This window comes from Streptomyces atratus (assembly GCF_900119365.1).
Taxonomy (GTDB): Bacteria; Actinomycetota; Actinomycetes; order Streptomycetales; family Streptomycetaceae; genus Streptomyces; species Streptomyces atratus_B.
Map to the genome: position 1 here is coordinate 1 of NZ_FPJO01000049.1, position 19,995 is coordinate 19,995.

General features: G+C 68.9%; 15 protein-coding genes and 3 pseudogenes. 6 read left to right on the forward strand and 12 right to left on the reverse strand.

From position 1 onward, the window contains the following. Positions 1 to 218: transposase (locus BT364_RS43750; protein WP_143166612.1), on the reverse strand; the 218-nt coding region annotated here is incomplete at its 3' end. A 289-nt stretch (positions 219 to 507) separates the two neighbouring features. On the opposite strand from BT364_RS43750, the gene BT364_RS36930 reads away from it, so the two are divergent. Then, positions 508 to 954, forward strand: coding sequence for a Tn3 family transposase (locus tag BT364_RS36930; RefSeq protein ID WP_177328379.1), 447 nt, complete (start codon positions 508 to 510; stop codon positions 952 to 954). Between the two features lie 209 nt (positions 955 to 1,163). Here the strand turns inward: BT364_RS36930 and BT364_RS36935 are convergent. The 4 genes and pseudogenes from BT364_RS36935 to gyrB form a co-directional block, all read right to left on the reverse strand. Continuing rightward, positions 1,164 to 1,685: pseudogene (locus BT364_RS36935) on the reverse strand (WYL domain-containing protein); the annotation flags it as partial. A 300-nt stretch (positions 1,686 to 1,985) separates the two neighbouring features. Further along, the gene (locus tag BT364_RS36945; RefSeq protein WP_072489546.1) at positions 1,986 to 3,989 is read right to left on the reverse strand and encodes a multicopper oxidase domain-containing protein; all 2,004 of its coding nucleotides are present in this window, start codon (positions 3,987 to 3,989) and stop codon (positions 1,986 to 1,988) included. Between the two features lie 873 nt (positions 3,990 to 4,862). Then, positions 4,863 to 6,977 carry a DNA gyrase/topoisomerase IV subunit B gene (locus BT364_RS36950; protein WP_072489547.1) on the reverse strand — a complete coding sequence of 705 codons (2,115 nt, stop codon included), beginning with the start codon at positions 6,975 to 6,977 and terminating at the stop codon, positions 4,863 to 4,865. A 91-nt stretch (positions 6,978 to 7,068) separates the two neighbouring features. Further along, on the reverse strand, positions 7,069 to 9,120 hold the full coding sequence (gyrB, locus tag BT364_RS36955; protein ID WP_072489548.1) for a DNA topoisomerase (ATP-hydrolyzing) subunit B: 2,052 nt from the start codon (positions 9,118 to 9,120) through the stop codon (positions 7,069 to 7,071). 499 nt (positions 9,121 to 9,619) lie between these two features. Between gyrB and BT364_RS42115 the strand changes: the two genes are divergently transcribed. Further along, on the forward strand, positions 9,620 to 9,895 hold the full coding sequence (locus BT364_RS42115; protein WP_177328380.1) for a hypothetical protein: 276 nt from the start codon (positions 9,620 to 9,622) through the stop codon (positions 9,893 to 9,895). On the opposite strand, the pseudogene BT364_RS43760 reads toward BT364_RS42115, so the two are convergent. Together BT364_RS43760 and BT364_RS36965 are read right to left on the reverse strand one after the other, a co-directional pair. Then, positions 9,857 to 10,060: pseudogene (locus tag BT364_RS43760) on the reverse strand (SAM-dependent methyltransferase); the annotation flags it as partial. The gene BT364_RS42115 and the pseudogene BT364_RS43760 sit on opposite strands and share 39 nt — an antisense overlap. 188 nt (positions 10,061 to 10,248) lie before the next feature. Continuing rightward, positions 10,249 to 11,256, reverse strand: a complete 1,008-nt coding sequence (locus tag BT364_RS36965) for a helix-turn-helix transcriptional regulator (RefSeq protein WP_072489549.1) — start codon at positions 11,254 to 11,256, stop codon at positions 10,249 to 10,251. Positions 11,257 to 11,324: 68 nt separating this feature from the next. On the opposite strand from BT364_RS36965, the gene BT364_RS36970 reads away from it, so the two are divergent. Together BT364_RS36970 and BT364_RS36975 are read left to right on the forward strand one after the other, a co-directional pair. Next, on the forward strand, positions 11,325 to 12,359 hold the full coding sequence (locus BT364_RS36970) for an MDR family NADP-dependent oxidoreductase (RefSeq protein WP_072489550.1): 1,035 nt from the start codon (positions 11,325 to 11,327) through the stop codon (positions 12,357 to 12,359). 84 nt (positions 12,360 to 12,443) lie between these two features. Beyond that, on the forward strand, positions 12,444 to 13,541 hold the full coding sequence (locus BT364_RS36975; RefSeq protein ID WP_072489551.1) for a winged helix DNA-binding domain-containing protein: 1,098 nt from the start codon (positions 12,444 to 12,446) through the stop codon (positions 13,539 to 13,541). Between the two features lie 21 nt (positions 13,542 to 13,562). Here the strand turns inward: BT364_RS36975 and BT364_RS43765 are convergent, their stop codons facing one another. From BT364_RS43765 to BT364_RS40700, 3 genes are all read right to left on the reverse strand, one after another. Then, positions 13,563 to 13,691, reverse strand: a complete 129-nt coding sequence (locus tag BT364_RS43765) for a hypothetical protein (protein WP_256260396.1) — start codon at positions 13,689 to 13,691, stop codon at positions 13,563 to 13,565. A 72-nt stretch (positions 13,692 to 13,763) separates the two neighbouring features. Next, positions 13,764 to 15,902 (reverse strand): SpoIIE family protein phosphatase, encoded by a 2,139-nt coding sequence (locus tag BT364_RS36980; protein ID WP_072489552.1) that lies wholly within the window; start codon positions 15,900 to 15,902, stop codon positions 13,764 to 13,766. Positions 15,903 to 15,907: 5 nt separating this feature from the next. Next, on the reverse strand, positions 15,908 to 16,081 hold the full coding sequence (locus tag BT364_RS40700) for a hypothetical protein (protein WP_164495457.1): 174 nt from the start codon (positions 16,079 to 16,081) through the stop codon (positions 15,908 to 15,910). Between the two features lie 501 nt (positions 16,082 to 16,582). Between BT364_RS40700 and BT364_RS44490 the strand changes: the two are divergent. Both BT364_RS44490 and BT364_RS36990 read left to right on the forward strand, forming a co-directional pair. Further along, positions 16,583 to 16,720, forward strand: a pseudogene (locus BT364_RS44490) (recombinase family protein); the annotation flags it as partial. A gap of 501 nt (positions 16,721 to 17,221) precedes the next feature. Beyond that, a complete protein-coding gene (locus BT364_RS36990) occupies positions 17,222 to 17,821 on the forward strand; it encodes a GOLPH3/VPS74 family protein (protein ID WP_072489553.1) in 600 nt (199 codons plus the stop codon). A gap of 485 nt (positions 17,822 to 18,306) precedes the next feature. Here the strand turns inward: BT364_RS36990 and BT364_RS37000 are convergent, their stop codons facing one another. Both BT364_RS37000 and BT364_RS37010 read right to left on the reverse strand, forming a co-directional pair. Then, positions 18,307 to 18,783 carry a hypothetical protein gene (locus tag BT364_RS37000; protein WP_072489555.1) on the reverse strand — a complete coding sequence of 159 codons (477 nt, stop codon included), beginning with the start codon at positions 18,781 to 18,783 and terminating at the stop codon, positions 18,307 to 18,309. 555 nt (positions 18,784 to 19,338) lie between these two features. Continuing rightward, positions 19,339 to 19,983 (reverse strand): amidase family protein, encoded by a 645-nt coding sequence (locus tag BT364_RS37010; protein WP_079179836.1) that lies wholly within the window; start codon positions 19,981 to 19,983, stop codon positions 19,339 to 19,341. Positions 19,984 to 19,995: the final 12 nt, after the last annotated feature.

Below are 19,995 nucleotides of genomic sequence, written 5' to 3' on the forward strand. Positions count from 1 at the left end.
CGGTCCAACGCTGCGTACAGAGCACCATGCCCACGCCGGTGCTCGAGGGCCAGCGACAGTTCGACCAGGGTCTTCACCGGCCCGTCCGCGCACAGCACCGCGTCCGTGAGCTCGAAGAGTGCATCCGCGCGGGCGTAAAGGCACTCGTAGAACTCGACCCGAAAGCGGGACAAGACATCCAACGCCTCGCCTGCGGGCCCTGGGAGAGGGAGACTCATACGCAGCGGCCGTTCTCTCGTGCTTCGTGACTCGACATCTCGAAGCGTGGAGAACGGCCGCCTCCGCTGTCCCGGGAAGAACCGCAGATCAGCAGGTTGGGTGACAGGCGAGGATAAACGTCAAGCTGAGCACCTGCTTCTGAACCGACAGGTCTGTGGGTGATCACCGGCTCTACCGTGTTGCAGTGACCAACAACTTTCTCCTCGGTGGAACTGTCCGCCTCGTGCCGTTGTCCACCGACCACGCCGAAGCTCTCCTGTCCTCTGCGTCCGACCCAGAGGTATGGCGTTGGATGCCCCGGCGGCGCGCTGCCTCTCGGATGCCCCACTGCGCCGGCGGGTGACCGCGGCGACGAACAAGGTCGAGGCGTTCAACGGCTTCTCCCAGTGGATCGGCTTCGGCAACGGCGGTGTCATCACCGGCAACGACCCCGTCGAGCAGGAGAGGACCGCGAAATTCAATGCTCTGCTCACGAACGCGGTCATCTTCCACAACGCCCTGGACATCGCCGAGATCGTGCGCCAGCTCCAGGAGGAGGGCCAGACCATCGATCCCGAGGACCTGGCCCACATCTCGCCGTACCTGGCGGAGCACATCCGTCGCTTCGGTGAGTACTCCACCCACGAACTCGGCCTCCAGCCCGAGGCGTACGATCCGCATCTGGACGTCGACTTCAGCCCGCTACGCGGCGGGGGCGACCCGCCCGGTGGCGACGGATACGAACAGGCGGCATGATCCCCCGTTCGCAGGAGAACGGGCCGCTGCCTCATCAGGCGAAGTCAGGCGGCGGCGCGTCAGGGATCCCGGGCATGGGCCAGGCCACCAGGGGGGTCTCCGCGACGATGTCGTCGGTGCGATGGCCCGGCGCATGGCGAAGCCGAGGATCGGGTCGACGTGTTCGGCACGGAGGCAGTCAGTCGGCGTCGGCGCAGCGTGGTCGCGGTTCATGACTCCTGCATGTCCGGCGCCGATGAGACCGTTGCACCGGCCGCCAGCAGCCTCTCCGCCAGCGCGCGGCAGCGGCTCCCGAGCTCCGGAGGGTCAAGTATCTCGAAGTCGTGCCCCAGCAGGAGTACGTGCATGAGTACGGCGTCGAGGCTGGCGGCGCCACTGAGCACCTCGCAGAGCTCGCTCTCTCGCCGTCGTACGACGGCCGCCGACGCCGGAAGCTGCGCGCGCACCGTGTCGGCCGACGCGTGCACGAGGAAGCGCGCCCGGTGCGGGTAGACCCTGCTCGCCACACCCTCCTGCACGTACGTCGCTGCGTCGGGCGCCGGGCGTGGGCGGAAGCGCCAGGTCCGGGCAACCACCTCGGTCATCCGGTCGGCGCGGAAGCTGCGCCAGTCGTCGCGGTCGAGGTCGTAGGCGAGGAGGTACCAGCGCCGGTCGGATGCGACCAGGCGGTAGGGCTCGGCACGCCGCCGTCGCACCTCACTCCCGGACGGGTAGTTGAAGCCGGCCTCGACACCCCGACTGCGGACATCCGCATCGGGTACGCGAGGTGCTCCAGCCTCACCCAGGAACTCCAGTCGCAGCTCGACGCACTCGCCGGACCCGGCATCCCACGGGACAAGATCTTCGCCGAGAAGATCAGCACCCGGGTCCGCGTCCGCCCGCAGTCCAGCCAGATTCGTGGTGAGGAAGTACGCGGCGCCGCAGGCGAGCAGCACCGGCACGAGTCCGGCAGCGGTCACCGCCCCAGCGCAGCGTAGGTAGCCGGGGCGTGCTCGGCCTGACTGCTTTGACGGACCACGGGCGCTGACCTGTCAGTGGTCCTTCTTGCGTCTGCCTCCGACTTGCAGCGGCCGCATCATCTCGTTGTCCTCGTGCTCGACGATGTGGCAGTGCCAGACGAAGCGACCAGGGTGGTCGAACCGGGCCTTCACCCGGGTGATTTCTCCGGGATAGGCGATCACGGTGTCCTTGAAGCCACGCTCCCAGCTCTCCGGCGGCATGGGCGACCCGTTGAACGGTTGCCGGTTCACCACCTCGAACGCCACCTCGTGGATGTGGATCGGGTGGGCGTCCACAGTGAAGTTGTGCAGCTCCCATGTTTCGGTCGCGTTCAGCCTTGGGTTCTCCGTGACCGGGTCGGCCCAGCCCAGCAACACCGGATTCCCGGCGGAGTCGACCGTTCCGAGCAAAGTCTGGACCGGCGTTCCCGGCGGCACCTGGGGACTGCTGGATTGCATCTCGTTGAGGGAGAGCCGACGGGTGACGTTCGAGGAGCCGAGTGGCCTGATCTTGGGCAGCCTGAGCCGATCCGGCGGGACACTGTTGTCCTTGCTCGCCAGCGGGCCGACCACGAATTTCATCACCTGCCCGGTGGTGGCCGGATCCGCCACGGGGAAGTCCACGCCTGGTTCGCCCCGGCCGAAGGGTTCGTCCGCGCCCTCGTTGATGAGGTACAGCTCGGTGCCTTCCGGGATCCCGGTGAAGTCGACGATGACGTCGGCCCGCTCCGCGTTGGCCAACAGCAGCCGATCCAACTGCACCGGCGAGGGCAGGAATCCACCTTCGTTGCCGATCTGCCAGAACGGTACGGCCGACTGGGCCGGCCGGGTGGTCGGACTGTCCGCGATCTTCAGGATCAGGAACCGGGCATTGCATCCGTTGAGGAAGCGCAGCCTGTAGCGACGCGGTTCGACCTCGAGATTTGGCCATGTCCGCCCATTGACCACCATGGTGTTGGCGAAGAATTCGGGGTTCCAGATGGGAGATACGTCGGTGGTGGGAATGTACGGACCCGCGAACCCGTCGAAGAATTCCCGGCTCGTGGGGTAGAACAGCGAGCCGTCCGAGTTGAACGAGCGGTCCTGGATGGCCAGGGGGATCTCGTGGTACCGAGTGCCCGGAGGATCGCCGAAGGCGGGCGCCGGTCCGGGCAGAACCCCCTTGGGCAGGTCGCACTCGCCGCCGCGCAGCAGATAGAACCCGGCGGGTCCGGCGTAGACGTTGAGACGGGTCAGACCCAGGGTGTGATCGTGGAACCAGAGGGTCGTCGCCCGCTGGTTGTTGGCGTACTGGAAGGTCGCGGTACCCGGCTTCCACTTCAGGCCGTGCGCATCGGCGAACTTCTCCTGGAACTCGTTGTAGAACGAGCCCACGGTGGCGAATCCAGGAGGAATGTTGTTCGCGCGTGGCAGGTACCACGCTTCGGTGTAGCCGTCGCTCTCCTCGGTGGAATGCCCACCGTGCAGGTGAGTGACGATCGGCACGGGGCCGGTATACGGACCCGGCGTCGAGGTGAACGTCGGCCGGGAATCGCGCCCGGCCTTGCCGCCCGGCGGGTTCGCCCAGTGCAGCGTGGGGTCGACCGCCAGCAGGTGCGGGAGGAAGCGGCCCTGGCCGTCGACAAGATCGTTCACCCAGGTGACCCGGACAGGCCGGTCCACCCTGGCCTCGATGGTGAACGATGGGTAATTGAACGTGTTGTTGTCCCCGAGCGAGCCGTATCCCCACACAGTGGTGGACGGCAGAGCGGGCGGCAATACCTGCTGGCTGAACTGCCGCACGCCGATGACGTACGTGTCGATGCCGTGCCGCTGCGAGTGGCGAGCCTTCGGCATCGCCGGCGGGATCACCAGGTTGGTGACGTATTTCGGGATGGTCGTGGGGTCCAGGGTGGGAACCGGGAATTTACCGGCAGACCTGGCCCCGGGGGCCACCGCTGTCCCGTTCGGGGCTGCCTCCGCCCCACCAGGTCCTGGCAGGACCAGGGCCGCCCCACCGACGGCCCCGGCTACGAGCAGGTCTCTTCGTGCAATCATTTCTTCCGCCTTCTGCAGCCCGAGGGCACCGGTCGCTTCATCACCGGATGTTAAGGCGTGCGCACGGTGAGTAAGGGGGCAATGCCTGGTGTGTCGTCAGGTCGTCGGGACCGGGTGACGTGCGCGCTGCAATCGGCGCAGTGACGGCCAGAATCCCTTAGCTGCAAATGGCCGCGTCCAGCCATCGGGACAGCCGACGGGTCATGAATCCCAGGACCCCAGGTTCGGTACGCCTGATCGCGTTCGGGACGAAAAGGTCGTGCCGGACACGTGCCAGGTCGTGCGGGGAACCACGGGGAACACCGGGTACCGAATCGACGCGCACCAAGGCCCAACACCTCTTAGCTGCGGGCCAGTAAGGCAACTGGAGTCGGAGCGCACGAGCTTCCCGAGCTGATGTCCGCCACCGCGCGCCCGTCGCGCTCCAGTCCGAAGCGGTGTGCACCTTCACAGGCGAGAGGGTCCGCGCCACCGTGCCTAGCTAGCTGGGCGTCGAGCCGTGGCCTCCGCTCGGCCTGAAGGGAGGCAGCTATCGACTTCCGACCGCCCGTCCGTATCCGGTGGTCTCGTCTCTCGGTGGCCACCGCAACACTCTGAGCTGATTGTCCGTACAGAGGGGGCCGACGGCGTTCCGTGGGTCGCCGTGGCCGACTTGCCCGTGGCGAGCCCCGGGGCCGGAGCCGGGCCGCCGGGCGCCTGCGTGCCGCCGCTCGGTGAGGGCCCGGCGGCCGGGGGCGCCGCGACGGCGGGGCTGAGCAGCACCGATCTGTGTTGCGCAATGGGATCGAGGTGAATCGACGCAGCTCGGCAGCGATGTCGGGGAACCTGTCGGGTGCCACAGGTGTGGCGCTGTCCCTCGCCGGAGTTGATGGCTCAGGTGTCGATGCGGGAGCGGTCCAGGGTGGCGGCGGAGCTGGTGATGAACTCCTTGCGCGGGGCCACCTCGTTGCCCATGAGCAGGTCGAAGACCGACTCGGCCGAGTCCAGGTCGCCGAAGTTGATCCGGCGCAGGGTGCGGAAGCGGGGATCCATGGTGGTCTCCGCCAGCTGGTCAGCGTCCATCTCGCCGAGACCCTTGTAGCGCTGGATCGAGTCCTTGTAGCGGATGTTCTTGCGCTGGTACTCCAGCAAGGTCTGGCGCAGCTCGTTGTCCGAGTACGTGTAGACGTGCTTGTCCTGGCCCTTCTTCGGCTGGACGAGCTCGATCCGGTGCAGCGGCGGCACGGCGGCGAAGATCCGGCCCGCCTCGACCATCGGGCGCATGTAGCGCTGGAACAGAGTAAGCAGCAGGCAGCGGATGTGCGCGCCGTCCACATCGGCGTCCACGAGGAGGACGATCTTGCCGTAGCGGGCGGCGTCGAGGTCGAAGGTCCGGCCCGAGCCGGCTCCTATGACCTGGATGATCGCCCCGCACTCGGCGTTCTTGAGCATGTCCGAGACCGAGGACTTCTGGACGTTGAGGATCTTGCCGCGGATGGGCAGCAGCGCCTGGAACTCGGAGTTCCGGGCGAGCTTGGCGGTACCGAGAGCCGAGTCGCCCTCGACGATGAAGAGCTCGCTGCGCTCCACGTCGTCGCTGCGGCAGTCGGCCAGCTTCGCGGGCAGCGAGGAGGACTCCAGCGCGGTCTTGCGGCGCTGCGTCTCCTTGTGCTGGCGGGCCGCGATCCGGGTCCGGGCGGCCGCGACGATCTTCTCCGTCACGGAACGGGCCTGCTGCTTGTCGTCCCGCTTGGTGGAGGTCAGGAAGGCCTTGAGCTCCTTGGCGACGACGGCCGCGACGATCCGGGTGGCCGCCGAGGTACCGAGGACCTCCTTGGTCTGGCCCTCGAACTGCGGCTCGGCGAGGCGGACGGTGACGACGGCCGTCATGCCCTCCATCGCGTCGTCCTTGACCACGTCGTCCTCGGCCACTCGCAGCAGCTTCGCGGAGCGCAGCACCTCGTTCACGGTCTTGGTGACCGAGCGCTCGAAGCCGGAGATGTGGGTGCCGCCCTTGGGGGTGGCGATGATGTTCACGAACGACTTCACGTTCGTCTCGTAGCCCGTGCCCCAGCGCAGGGCGATGTCCACGCCGAGCTCGCGGGTGACCTCGGTGGGGGTCATGTGGCCGCGGTCGTCGAGGACCGGGACGGTCTCCTTGAAGGTACCCGTGCCGGTCAGGCGCAGGACGTCGCAGGCCGGCTTGTCCTGGGCGAGGTACTCGCAGAACTCGCTGATGCCCCCGTCGAAGCGGAAGGTCTCCTCGGTCTTGCCGGCCCCTTCCAGGGCGCGCTCGTCGCGGACGACGATGGTCAGGCCGGGGACGAGGAAGGCCGTCTGGCGGGCACGCTGGTAGAGCGTGTCCAGCGTGAGCTCGGCGTCCTTGAGGAAGATCTGCCGGTCCGCCCAGTAACGCGTCCGGTTCCCGGTGCCGTTCGCGTTGCGGCCCCTCGCCTTCCGCTTGCGCAGCCCTCCGCCCGGGGCGAAGCCGGCGTCCTCACCGGGTCCGGAGTAGTGGCCGGGCACGCCGCGGCGGAAGCCGATCGCGTAGGTGTGGCCTGCCCTGTCCACTTCGACGTCGAGGCGGGCGGAGAGGGCGTTGACGACGGAGGCGCCGACGCCGTGCAGGCCGCCGGAGGCCGCGTACGACCCACCGCCGAACTTGCCGCCGGCGTGCAGCTTGGTCATGACGACCTCGACCCCGGAGAGGCCGGTCCTGGGCTCGACGTCCACGGGGATGCCGCGGCCGTTGTCCCGGACCTCCACGGAGGAGTCCTCGTGGAGGATCACCTCGATGTGGTCGCAGTACCCTCCCAGGGCCTCGTCGACTGAATTGTCGATGATCTCCCAGAGGCAGTGCATGAGGCCACGGCTGTCGGTGGACCCGATATACATGCCGGGGCGCTTGCGGACGGCCTCCAGTCCTTCGAGGACGAGCAGGTGCCGCGCGGTGTAGTCGGAGCCGTCTCCGGCCGGGGTGCGGGGACGGGCGGAAGGCGGAGTGCTCACGCATTCGCTCCAAGTACAGAGAATGGGTGGGTGACGCGGCCGGGGCCCGCGGACGCGGGCCCCGTACCGGGAGGGTGCAACTGCCGTCGGCTCAGATGTCGAGGAAGCGGATGTCCTTGGCGTTGCGCTGGATGAAGGAGCGCCGGGCTTCGACGTCCTCACCCATCAGCACCGAGAACAGGTCGTCGGCCTGCGCGGCGTCGTCCAGGGTGACCTGGCCGAGCACGCGGTGGTCCACGTCCATGGTGGTGATGCGCAGTTCCTCGGCGTTCATCTCGCCCAAGCCCTTGAAGCGCTGGATGGTGTCGTCGCGCAGGCGCTTGCCGCTGCCGGTTCCGCGCGTGACGAGTGCGTCGCGCTCGCGGTCGGAGTAGGCGTACTCGAAGTCGTCCCGGCCCCACTTGATCTTGTACAGCGGGGGGCGCGACAGATAGACGTGACCGGCCTCGACCAGCGGCCGCATGAAGCGGAACAGGAACGTCAGCAGCAGGGTGTTGATGTGCTGGCCGTCGACGTCGGCGTCCGCCATCAGGATGATCTTGTGATAGCGGAGCTTCTCGATGTCGAAGTCCTCGTGCACACCGGTACCGAAGGCACTGATCAGCGCCTGGACCTCGGTGTTCTGGAGGATCTTGTCGATGCGCGCCTTCTCGACGTTCAGGATCTTGCCGCGGATAGGCAGGATGGCCTGGTACATCGGATTGCGGCCCGACTTCGCGGAGCCGCCGGCCGAGTCGCCCTCGACGATGAAGATCTCGCACTTCGCCGGGTCGTTCGACTGACAGTCCGACAGCTTGCCCGGCAGCGAAGCCGACTCCAGCAGACCCTTGCGACGCGTCAGGTCACGGGCCTTGCGGGCCGCGACACGCGCCGTGGCCGCCTGGACCGACTTGCGGATGATGTCCGCGGCCTCGTTCGGGTTCCGGTCGAACCAGTCGTTGAGGTGCTCGTGCACGACCTTCTGCACGAAGGTCTTCGCCTCCGTGTTGCCCAGCTTGGTCTTCGTCTGGCCCTCGAACTGCGGCTCACCCAGCTTCACCGAGATGATCGCCGTCAGACCCTCACGGATGTCCTCACCCGCGAGGTTGTCGTCCTTCTCGCGCAGGAACTTCTTCTCCCGCGCGTAGCGGTTGACCAGACCCGTCATCGCCGCGCGGAAGCCCTCCTCGTGGGTACCGCCCTCGTGCGTGTGGATCGTGTTCGCGAAGGAGTACACGCTGTCGGAGAACTGGGTGTTCCACTGCATCGCGACTTCTACCGACAGCAAGCGCGCGGTGTCCTCCGCCTCCAGCGAGATGATCGACGGGTGGACGGGTTCGCCCTTGCGCGCGTTCAGGTACTTCACGAAGTCGACGATGCCGCCCTCGTAGAAGTACTTCACCGTCCGCGCCACCGGCTCGGACACGTCCGCGTCCGGGTCGTCGGCGCCCACCGTGGCCTTCGCGGATTCACGCTCGTCGGTCAGCGTCAGGGTCAGGCCCTTGTTGAGGAAGGCCATCTCCTGGAAGCGGCGCGACAGCGTCTCGAAGGAGTACTCGGTGGTCTCGAAGATGTCGCCGTCGGCCCAGAACGTCAGCGAGGTGCCGGTCTCGGAGGTCTCCTCGTGCTGTTTGAGCGCGGCGGTCGGCACGCCCTTCTCGTACTCCTGGCTCCAGCGGTGCCCGCTGGAGCGCACCTCCGCCTCCACCCGCGTCGACAGGGCATTGACCACCGACATGCCCACGCCGTGCAGACCGCCGGAGACGGCGTAGCCGCCGCCGCCGAACTTGCCGCCCGCGTGCAGCACCGTCAGTACGACCTCCAGGGCCGGCTTGCCCTCGGACGGCACGATGTCCACCGGGATGCCACGCCCGTTGTCGACGACCTTGATCCCGCCGTCGGCCAGGATCGTCACGTCGATGCGGTCCGCGTGCCCCGCGAGGGCCTCGTCGACCGAGTTGTCGACGATCTCGTAGACCAGGTGGTGCAGACCGCGCTCGCCGGTCGAGCCGATGTACATGCCAGGCCGCTTGCGGACCGCCTCCAGGCCCTCCAGGACCTGGATCTGACTGCCGGTGTAGGACGTGTCCCCCACGTTGCCCGTGGTGGGCGCGGGTGCGGTGGCGTCGGCCGAAAGGTCGGAGGGAATGCCGGGATCGGTCACAGGGGCGCTCTCTTTTCTGGCACGACAAACCGCGCTCCCACCCAGGGGGCGGGAGCGGCATGACGTCGGACGGAGGTCGGTGCAGGGGCCCCGCCGACCGGCCAGGCCCTGTTCCGCAAGGTTCACCATAGAACCGAGAGCTAGGTTTAGCACACCCGGCGCGAGCATTAAAGGTAGGGCTGCAAGCCCCCTGGATGCCTCCGTGGTGACCGTTTAGCCATACAGGCGATCCCCCCTACATGTGACGCACGAAAGCTCCTTGGATCGCCATGCAGGGATTCTCTCGTCCGGTGTCGCGGTCCGCTGAAAAAGGGGACCCGGGCACGGCCTGGAATTGCTCCGTAGAGCCCTTCGAAGCCGCCTACGGAGACATGAGGCATCCACCTCAAGGTCATCTACCCGCCGTCCCGGGTGGAGGCGCCCACAGCGCATTGCCGCCGATTCGTGGGCGGCGGCAATGAAGGGGATCGAGCACGTCGCGGTGGCGGTAAAGGAAGGTGTGATCGACACTGGCGGCGCGGGCGATGATCGAGCCTTCTCAGCCACCTTCGGCGCGTACCTCTCACACCCCAACGAGGCTGCTGAACGGCCCAGTCCATGGCCTGTCAGCACTTCTGACGCCGGTTTCCTGGGCCGTTACCACTCGGACCTCACCTTCGCCTCCACCCTCGGAGACCACCGCCTCACCATGGCCGGGCTCGGCCCGGACCTGTGGGCGATCGGCCACTCCACCGACGGCACCGCGATCGCGCAGTGCAGCGGACAGGGGGCCTGATCCGCAGCCGGCGTCCAGGGTCCGACGGCCAGTCACATCTCCGGCCAGCGCCAACATCGCGGGCCGCTCGTAGTACGCGTTTACGAGGCTGTTCTCGGTCTCCGCCGAGAACATTTCGGCGAAGCTGTCATAGTCGTTCGCCTGGTCCCGATCCGCAGACTGCATCGTCGCAGCCTAGTAGTCACATGATCAGCCGGACAGGCCCCCACGCCCCAACAGCCACTCACCCTTCGCTGCGAGAGATCACACACGTCCCGACCGCCGCCTGACCGCCCCCGATCCTCCAAAGAAACCTTGGTCTATTGAAGATCTTGATCGCTTGGCCTGCGACGGCGGACCTCCGCCACCGGACATCACGAGCGGGTGGCACGGGTGAAGCGGGCAGCCCACTCCCGGACGAAGTCGACGAACTCGGGAGGGCCGAGCACCTCGAACTCCGCACCCACATTGCCCAGTGCCTGAGTCGGCCAGTCCGGGGTCTGCGAGGTCATCCTTACCCGGCACCGCTGCTCGTCGACCTCCTCGACCGTCGCCCACGGGCCAACGCGCGCGCGAACAGCCGCTGCGGGGGCGTGCACAAGCGCTTCGACGGTGTGCGGAACGGGGACGCCGCCGCTCCCCGCACGGACGAAGGCCGAGGCGTCGTCGGCAGGTAGCTCGCGCGGGCGAAACCGCTCTCCGGTCCCGCGCGGATCGTCGAGGCGGTCGAGGCGGAAGCTGCGCCAGTCCTGCCGGGTCAGGTCGTAGGCGACCAGGTACCAGCGGTATTTGAGCGAGACCAGCCCGTGGGGCTCGACATGGCGGGCGCTGCGCTCGCCACCGCGGGCGGTGTAGGAGAAGCGAAGTCGTTCCTCGTCCCGACATGCCTGCGCGACGGCGGTCAGCACACCGGCCTCGACGGTCTCCCCACCGCCCTCGACCGAGGGCACGGTCACCACCCGCAGGGCGTCGACCCGTCGGCGCAGTCGCGCCGGCATGACCTGCACGACCTTGGTGAACGCGCGGATCGAGGACTCCTCGATTCCGGTAACCGCGCCCTGGGCGGCCGCACGCAACCCGATGGCGAGCGCGACCGCCTCCTCGTCGTCGAGCACCAACGGCGGCAGGGCGGCGCCTGCCGTGAGCTGGTAGCCGCCATCGACGCCGCGACTGGCCTCGACCGGGTAGCCCAACTCACGCAGCCGGTCGACGTCGCGCCGCAGGGTACGCGCAGAAACCCCGAGCCTGTCGGCCAGCTCGCCGCCCGGCCAGTGCCGGTGGGTCTGGAGCAGGGACAGCAGCCGCAGAGTCCGTGAGCTTGTGTTCGCCCATGCCCTCCAGGATGTGGCAATTGAGGTCGGAAAGTGACCGCTATGGCTCATAGCGTGGGTCTCACGAGAACGGCACGGGCCCAGGCCGGGTGCGCCGACTGATCGAAACGAGGAGAACCATGACCGACAGCACGATGCCGACGACCCCCGACACGATGTGGGAGGTGCGGCTGGCCAAGCACCTGAAGGGAGACCTCGGGACCGACACCTTCGCCCTCGTACAGGTGCCTACGCCCGAGCCGACCACGGGAGAAGTACTGGTCCGCACGGACTACCTGGGTCTGTCGGTGGCGTACCTGGAGATGCTGCGGGCTGACTCCCGTCTGCCGATCCCGCCGTGGGAGGTCGGCCAGCGCATCGGCGGCGGCGCGGTGGGCACGGTCGTGCGGTCCATCAGTGCGGACCTGGCCGTCGGCGACCAGGTACGCACCATGGCCGGCTGGTGCGAGTACTCGGCCGGGTCTGCCGACCAGTACCCCAAGCTGGACCCCGACCTGTTCCCGAGCCCGGTGCACTACCTCAGCCAGGGGCCCACCGCCTACTACGGGATGTCCGAGATCGCCAAGGCCGGTGCCGGCGATGTCGTCTTCGTCTCCGGCGCGGCCGGCGGCGTCGGGTCGCTGGCCGGACAGATCGCCAAGTGCCGGGGCGCCGCGAAGGTGATCGGCAGCGCGGGTAGCCAGGCGAAGATCGACTACCTGGTTGACGAGCTCGGCTTCGACGCGGCGTTCGACTACCACGACGGCCCCGTCCTCGATCATCTGCGGGAACTGGCGCCCGAGGGCATCACCGTGTTCTTCGACAACGTCGGCAAAGAGCAGTTCGACGCGGCCGTCGAGGCGGCGGCGCCGGGGGCCCGCTTCGCGCTGTGCGGCGCGCTGGCCACCCAGATCGGCGACCACGAGGACCGGTTCCCCGAGCCGGACCTCACCGCGGCGGCCGCCAAGGGGATCGAGGCCCTGCCGTTCTCCACCTATCACACCCCGGAGCAGATCGCGGCGTGGACCGAGCACTTCAGCACCTGGTTGAGCGAGGACCGTTTCGTGTTCCCCCACACGATCGTGGAAGGCGGCCTCTCGGCAGCTCCCCAGGCGCTCGTCTCCCTGCTGAAGGGCAACTACAAGGGCAACGTCTCCGTCAGGGTCGCCGACTGAGGCACGAAGAGCGCCGCCCGTCACACACGGACGGGCGATGTGCTCCCGGTGACGTCCCCACCATCCAAGGAGAACCGGCACCACATGACCGACGCCCCCGTGCTGTCCACCCGCACCCTGAACCGGACACTGCTCCAGCGACAGTTCCTGGCCGCCCGAACCTCCCGCCCGGTACTCGACGTCGTCGAACACCTGGTCGCTTTGCAGGGGCAGGAGCCCAACTGGCCTTACGTGGGGCTGTGGACCCGGCTGGCCGACTTCCGGCATGACGACCTGATGGCACTGCTCCGCGACGGGCGCGTGGTGCGCTCCGCAGCCCTACGCAGCACCCAGCACCTGACCAGCAGCAACGACTTCCGCTGGCTGCGGCCCGTCGTCCAGCCCGTCCTGGACCGCACCGCCCGGGCGCAGTACTTCGCTGCGCAGACCGCCGGGTTGAACATCGCCGAGCTCACCGACGCCGGTCGGGAGCTGATGGCTGGCCACACCCTGCCTCGGCGGAAGCTCGCCCTGTCGCTCGCCGAGCGCTTCCCGGGCCGCGACGGCCGCGTGCTCGCGGGGGCGGTGGAGCTGCGGGTACCGATGGTGCACGCCCCGGCCACCGGTGCCTGGGGCGCCTGGGGCAACCGCCCCAACATCGCCGTCACCCTCGCGGAGCACTGGATCGGCCGACCGATGGCAGCGCCACGAGTCGAGACGATGATCCGCCGCTACCTGGCGGCGTTCGGCCCGGCCGGCGTCATGGACATCCAGACATGGTCGGGGCTGACCCGCCTGCGTGAGACTCTCGACGGGCTGCGGTCACAGCTGCGCGTCTTCCACGACGAGCGGGGCACTGAGCTCTTCGACCTGCCCGACGCGCCGCTCGCCGACCCGGACCTGCCCGTCCCCGTGCGATTTCTGCCCGCCTTCGACAACCTCCTCCTCGGGCACACGGACCGCGCGCGAGTGATCAGCGAGGCGGACCGCAAGCTGGTGATGCCGGGGCAGGCCATGGTGCGGCCCACCTTCCTCATTGACGGCTTCGTCCACGGCACATGGTCGGTGAAGGGATCCGTACTGCTCATCTCCCCCTTCCGGCCGCTGTCGCAAGCGGGCACACAGGAAGTACTGGACGAGGCCGAGCGACTTCTCGCCTTCGTCGCACCTGATGCGGCCGAGCGGAGGATCACGTTTACCTGAGAACGACGGGACGTTTTCCCCTCATGCGGCGGCCGCCTCATGCTCGCCGAGCACGCTGAAGTCCATGTCCAGGTGGGCGTCGTAGCCGTCCGGGGTGATGCCGAACTCGTGGGTGGAGTACTCGCCGGACCGTTTGATGAGGTACCCCACTGGCTCCCCACTGGCTGGGCCACCCTGGGACAGCTCCTCCCCCCGGGCGGCCCGCATACAGCGGCGCAGCGTTCACGGTCCGTCGTGCGGGCGGATGAGAAGCAGAGCGATGTCGTCATAGCGGGGCGCGGATTGTTCGGCGTGGTGGAGGAGGACATCGGCGAGGGCGTCGAGGTTCTCGGGTTCCGCTGCTGCCAGGTGGCCGGCGAGCGTGTTGGTGGCGTCGTCGATGTCGGTACCGGGGGTTTCGACGAGTCCGTCGGTGTACAGGGCGAGGACGGCGCCGGGAGGGAGGGGGATCTCTGTGGTGGGGTAGTCGGCGTCCGGGTCGATGCCCAGCAGCAGCCCTGGCGGCACGCGAAGGATGTCGGTGTGCCCGTCGGGGTGGCGGAGCAGGGCCGGGGGGTGTCCGGCCGTGGCGAGAAGCGCGCGGTGGTGGGTGTGGTCGAGGTGGGCGATGAGGCAGCTGGCGAACAGGCCGGGGTCGAGGTCGGCCAGGAGGCGGTTGGTGCAGGCGAGGACCGCGCCGGGGGAGGCGCTGGCGGTGGCGGCGTAGGCATGGACGGCGGTGCGGACCTGTCCCATGAGGGCGGCGGCGGTGGTGTTGTGGCCTTGCACGTCGCCGATCACCGCGGCGGCCGTCGTGGGTGTGCAGACGATGAGGTCGTAGAAGTCGCCGCCGATGTCCATGCCGTGACCGGCCGGCCGGTAGCGGGCGGCGACGTCAAAGCCGGTGAGGCGCGGGAGGGTGTGCGGCAGCAGTCCGGTCTGCAGGGTGCGGGCGAGAGTGTGGTTGGCGTCGTAGAGGCGGGCGCGGTCCAGGGCCTGGGCAATCAGGCCGGTCAATGACGTGAGCATGGCCCGCTCGGCGGGCGGGAAGGGCCGAGGCTGGTCGTAGGCGAGGACCAGGGAGCCGACCGGGCGTCCTGACACGATCAGGGGGAGGAAGGCCCAGCCTGCTATCTCGTCCTGGTGCACGGCAGGAGGGTAGGCCCTCTTGAGGTCGGTGAAGGTGGCGAAGAAGCTGGCCACACCTGTGGTGATGACATGTGCAGCGGGGATGTCAGAGGTCAGGGGGGCCGCGTCGAAGCAGTCCATCAGTTCCGGGCTGTAGCCTCGGTAGCCGGTGATCCGCAGCCGTCCGTCGTTCACCGTGAGAAGAGCCAGCGCCTTCGGGCCGAAGGCCGGCACGATCTGGTCGGCGGCAAGTTCGACCACGTCCTGCACGCTGACGGCCTCGGCCAGGGCGGTGGCAAGGTGCGTCAGGTGGTACAGCCCCGTCGCGCCGACGAGCCCGGCGGGGGATGGGGCCGCGGCCTCGGCCGCTGTGGCGGTCGGATCCCCGGCAGTGGGGGTGATGTGGACGCTGATGCCGCTGTCGTGAGGGTAGAGCTGGAAGGACAGCCGGATGTCGGGCGGACGCCTGGCGGTGAAGGAGGTGGGCTGCCGGGAGACCACCGCCTCCCGGTAGCGGTCTTCGAACACCGGGTCGTACAGCCACAGAAGTACCTCCCATGGGCGTTTGCCCAGCAGGGAGGCGGCACCGGCACCGACCAGTCCGGCGCCGGCGGGGTTGATGTAGGTGAGTCGGCCGTCCAGATCGAGCGCGCAGCAGCCCACGGGCAGCCGCTCGGCACAGTCCAGGGCGGCCACGGCCTGGGCCGAGTCGGCCTCGCGGGAGTGCAGCGCAGGCAGCAGACGGGGTTCGTCGGCGAACCCCAGCGGACGGCCGCTGTCGGCGGCCTGTTGCAGGAGCGGTGCCGCGCGCCGGCAGCAGGCGGTGATCGTCTCCTGCTCGGCCGCACTGAGCTGCGCCGGGTGCCGGACGGGCCACAGCAGCACGATGCCGCCCCACACGGTGGTGTCGTCGGTGATCGGGGCTGCGGCGACCCTGAAGTCGTACGGCAGGACGATGCCGACCCGGGGGTAGCGGCGGGCGATCTCCTCCTGGCTGCCCAGCCAGACCAGGCGCCTCTGGCGCACGGCGTCCGCCACCGGGATCGCCGCATCGATGGGAACACGGGCCCAGGGAGCGGCGATCTCCCGGGACATCCCGGAAGCCAGCACCAGCCGCAGCACCCGCTCCCCCGGCGGCAGCAGAAACACCAGGCCCACCGATGCGCCGGTATCCCGCATGACGTCGGCCAGGACCGCATCCAGCAGCTCCTTTCCGGGGCCGGCAGCACTTGCAGGGACAGCAGGGCCCCGCATGGCCGTCACCCGCCCCGGCCGGCAGGCGCGGCTCTGCGGCTGCGCCCGAAGCGGCTGCGTGCCGCCTCGGCGCTGATCCCCAGCCCCGCACCGATCTGTGCCCAGCTCGCCCCGGCCCGCCGATCCGCCAGCACCGCCGCACGGACCAGCTGTCCGGCCAGATCAGATACCCGGGCCACGGCAGCGCAGTTCCAGCCCACGGGCGAACCCGGGCGGGGCGGCTCCACGGGTAGCCGCGCGACGCTTGTGACGTGCAGCAACAGGAGCTCACCGGCCGCGGCGACCCCTTTCCGCGCGGGCGCTGCCTCCCGCCAACGGCGCCGGGCCCGCCAAGCCGCCTGCCGGTGCGCCGGCAGGCAGTACCGGCGCCCGCGGGCCTCGGACTCCGACAGCCGCGCACCGCACCAGCCGCACCGCACGTCACCCATATACGGACAATATGCCCGCCCTTGTATGACGGCACCCCGTCCCGACCTCGTCAGAGGGACGTAGGCTCAGGCCCGCCAGGACGCCCTCGCGGACCGCGTCCCACTCCTTGCCGTCCAGCAGCCGGGCCCGCGGGTCGGAGGTGCCCCGGCTCGCCGAGCTCCTGCGAGTGCCCACCCCGGCCGACCGCGCGCCCGGACAGCCGCATCGGGTACGCGAGATGCTCGCCCCGCAGCCAAGAGCTCGACTCGCAGCTGGACGCGCTCACCCAGCACGGCATCCCGAGGGACAAGATCTTCAGCGAGAAGATCAGCACCCGTATCCGCGTACGCCCGCAGTTTGAGGAGGCACTCGAGACCGCGCGGGAGATCAAGGCCCATGCCCCACACTGCCGTGTGATCTTCACGGTGTACGAGATGAAGCGGCTCGGCCGCGACGCCGCCGAACTCTATCGCAGACAGGGCTGGTCCACGGGGCTCGCGTGATCGGTCTGTGGAGTTCCCGATCAAGGTGGCGCTGGCCCAGGCGGTGCCGACCGTGCCTGAGGGGTCGGGCTGGTGGCACGAGCCGAAACTCGGCGGTTCTCCAGATGCTTCAACATGCCTCGTCCCTCCATGTGGGAGGACGACGCCACGCGCCTGATGATCTTGTTCCCTTCGACCGTTCGCAGCCGCTCGGTGGACAGGCGGACGAAGCGGCTCGGGGATCCAGTGCAGCGAGGACCCGCCGTTCCGACGTCGTCGGCAGAAACTCCCGCCGCCTTACGAAAGGGCTTCGGCCGCGCGGGCGGGGCGATACTGATCGTGACAGTCGCCCCGCCGCCGGGCCGGCCTCGGGCGCGGACCCGGTCGGTGGGGACGCACCTTTGTCGATGTCTCCGAAGGGAGCCGTTCATGACCACGGCGAAAGACCTGTTCATCATCGCCATGGACCTGAAGCATTCCGTGGGACAGGGCGACCTGTCCCTCGCACTCGCGGGAGCCGAGCTGATCGATCTCATCGGCGCGGGGACGGTCGCCGTGGACGGCGACCGCATCGTGCCGGGTGCACCGCCGACACTGGACGATCGGTTCATGGGCGAGGCTGCGGCAGGGCTCACTCGGCAGGCGCCCTACGAGCGGATCGAGGACTGGCTGTGGCGCCGGGGCCGAGACCTCACGGCCGCGTACCAGGCCGACCTGGAGGAGAACGGTGAGCTGAAGGCGCAGCGAAGCGGCCGGCTGTCCTTCGGCTCGGAACACGTGGAACTGGTCGATACGCCCGCGCGCCGCCGTGCAGCCGACCGCTGGGAAGAGAAGGAACCCGTCCTGGCCGCCCTCGCCTCGGTCGTGGGCATCGACGACGAACGATCCGACGATGAGACCGGCCTCGATGACGAGGCGGTGACGACCGTGGTGGCTGCCGTCCACGACGCGGTGATGGAGCTGGAGGCCGTACGCCAGCGGCGGACCATCGAGAACGCGGCCTTCGCCAACCTCTGGCGCGGACCGTGAGCCGAGCCCGGCCTAGGGGGCGCGGTCGAGTCCGACGGCGACGGTGAGCGGTCGCACGGCCGCCGGGCGACGCCTACGGCATGTCCGGTCAGGGGTGCGCGGCCTACACCTGGAACTGGGCGTGCGTCCGGCCCACAGCCTGATCACGGTGTCTCATGAGACACCGCCAAGTCTGAAGAAGGACGGCCACCGGACTGTGCTACGTCATGGGTGCAGGTCGGCACGCGGCGTCTCTGCGGTTCGCGGAGAGCGTTCCGTTCACCGCCGGGCACGCGGTGGATGCGGTGGACTGGAGAGCCGTGGACTGGCCGGTGGCTCACGCGGCTGCGATCGCCTGGCACGCGGTGAAGGCGGGGGATCCGGTGACGGTCCTGTCTCTGGAGCCCGAACTGTATGCGGGTACTGGTATTACTCCGCTGAACCCCACCTGAACCCGCTCTTTGGAAAGGGGGCTGTTTCCCGCGGGAAACAGCCCCCTCGTTGGTTCAGCGCCCGCTGTGGTGCGCCTGCCGTGCGGTGACCAGGCCACGCCAGCGATTGCGGGTGTGCTGTTCGCTGTCCAGCCACCGGGCTCCGGAGACCTGGTCGAGGGGTGTGTCGGCCATGAACTGGGCGATGTCGACGTAGTACGCGTAGTTGTCGCGGGTGAGGTCGCACAGTCGAGAGATCGCGGTGTTTACCTTGCCGTGGTCGTTCTGGACGGCGTGGTGGAAGCACACGGCGAGTTCGGCCATGACCTGGGCGGAGACGATTCCGGCAACGGCGGCCTCCGTCCCCAGGACGCGGTCACGGTCCTCCACGTCCCGGGTGGTTCCCGCATCGCGTACGAGGGCGGCGATCTGGGTGGTCAGTGTGGTGGCGCGCAGGTCGAGCCCGGACAGCAGCTCCAGTGGCCAGGGCGGTGGGGAAGTCTCCGTCGAGGCGGGCCAGGTGGGCGAGGCCACGCCGGGCGGCCGCCCCATCTGTACCTCCTGTGCTGGCGGATCGGGTCACCGCAGTACTACCGCCGGATGCCCAATGCCGTCGAACGCCGGCTCACGGTCCCCCTCCTCGGTGCCGGCGACGGGGCGCACACTGGCGCCTGAACACACGGCCACCGCTGCCCCGCGACGAGTCCGCACGCGGCCGCGAAGGCGCTGCGGGGCCGGGATGACGGTATGCCATGAGCTTCAGCTGCACATCCGCCGAATATGGCGAATGGTCACAACTCACAGTACCCATTGCCACCTGCGCGAACTCCGAAATCTGTCCACAGGTGATCCGTGGTCTCTGGAGGGATGAACGATTACGAGCAGCAGCCGGCTCCGCGCCGCGGCAAGGTCCTGGAGGCCCTTGCGCGGGCGGTGCCGAGCGTGCGGAGAAGGCCCGTACCGCGCTGAAGGAGTGGACCGGCTGCGCCCCCACGGTGTCCGAGGAGGATGACCTGGACAGTGGGCTGGACCGGCGCCTGGCCCGGGTGATGGCCCTGCGAGCGACGCCATGCATATCGTCCTGGACGACACGGCGATGACCGCCGGTCACGGAAGCGGAGCGTCAGGTCCGACGCGAACCCGCCCGCGTCCCCTTCCGCCGCGGCGCGCTCCACAAGCCCGGCATACGACTCGTCCGGCTCGACCAGCCCGCTCTGCGCCATCAGCAACGGCTGATACTGCGAGCCCGACCGGTCCCTTGCCCTCGACCACGACAGCGCCCTCGGCCCGCACCGCCTCCAGCGTCGTCTTCATGATCGCGACCAGCTCGCTGTCGACGGGGCAGAACGGGTCGTCGAGCCATGCCGCGACCCGGAACTCCCGCAGAGTGCTCGACCTGGCGGGGGGCAGCTCCAGCCGCCACGCCGGAGCGCGGTCGTGGTCTGCTCCCGCGAGGACGTCGAGGCCCCGGTCGAGGTCATCGGCGTGCCTGCCGAGCGGGCCGAGTACCGCCATATCGAAATCCGCCAGCGTCCCAGGAGCATGTCCCGAAACGCTCCCGTACCTCGGCACGATCCCGAATGACGGGCGCAGCCCGTAGACGCCGCAGAAGTGGGCAGGCACCCGTATCGAGCCTGCCGAGTCGCCGCCGAGCTCCAGGCCGGTCAGCCCTGCGGCGAGTGCCGCGGCGGACCCACCGGACGAACCGCCAGGTCCGCGGGTCGGGTCCCACAGATGCTGAGTGGACGGCAGGCAAACGCATCG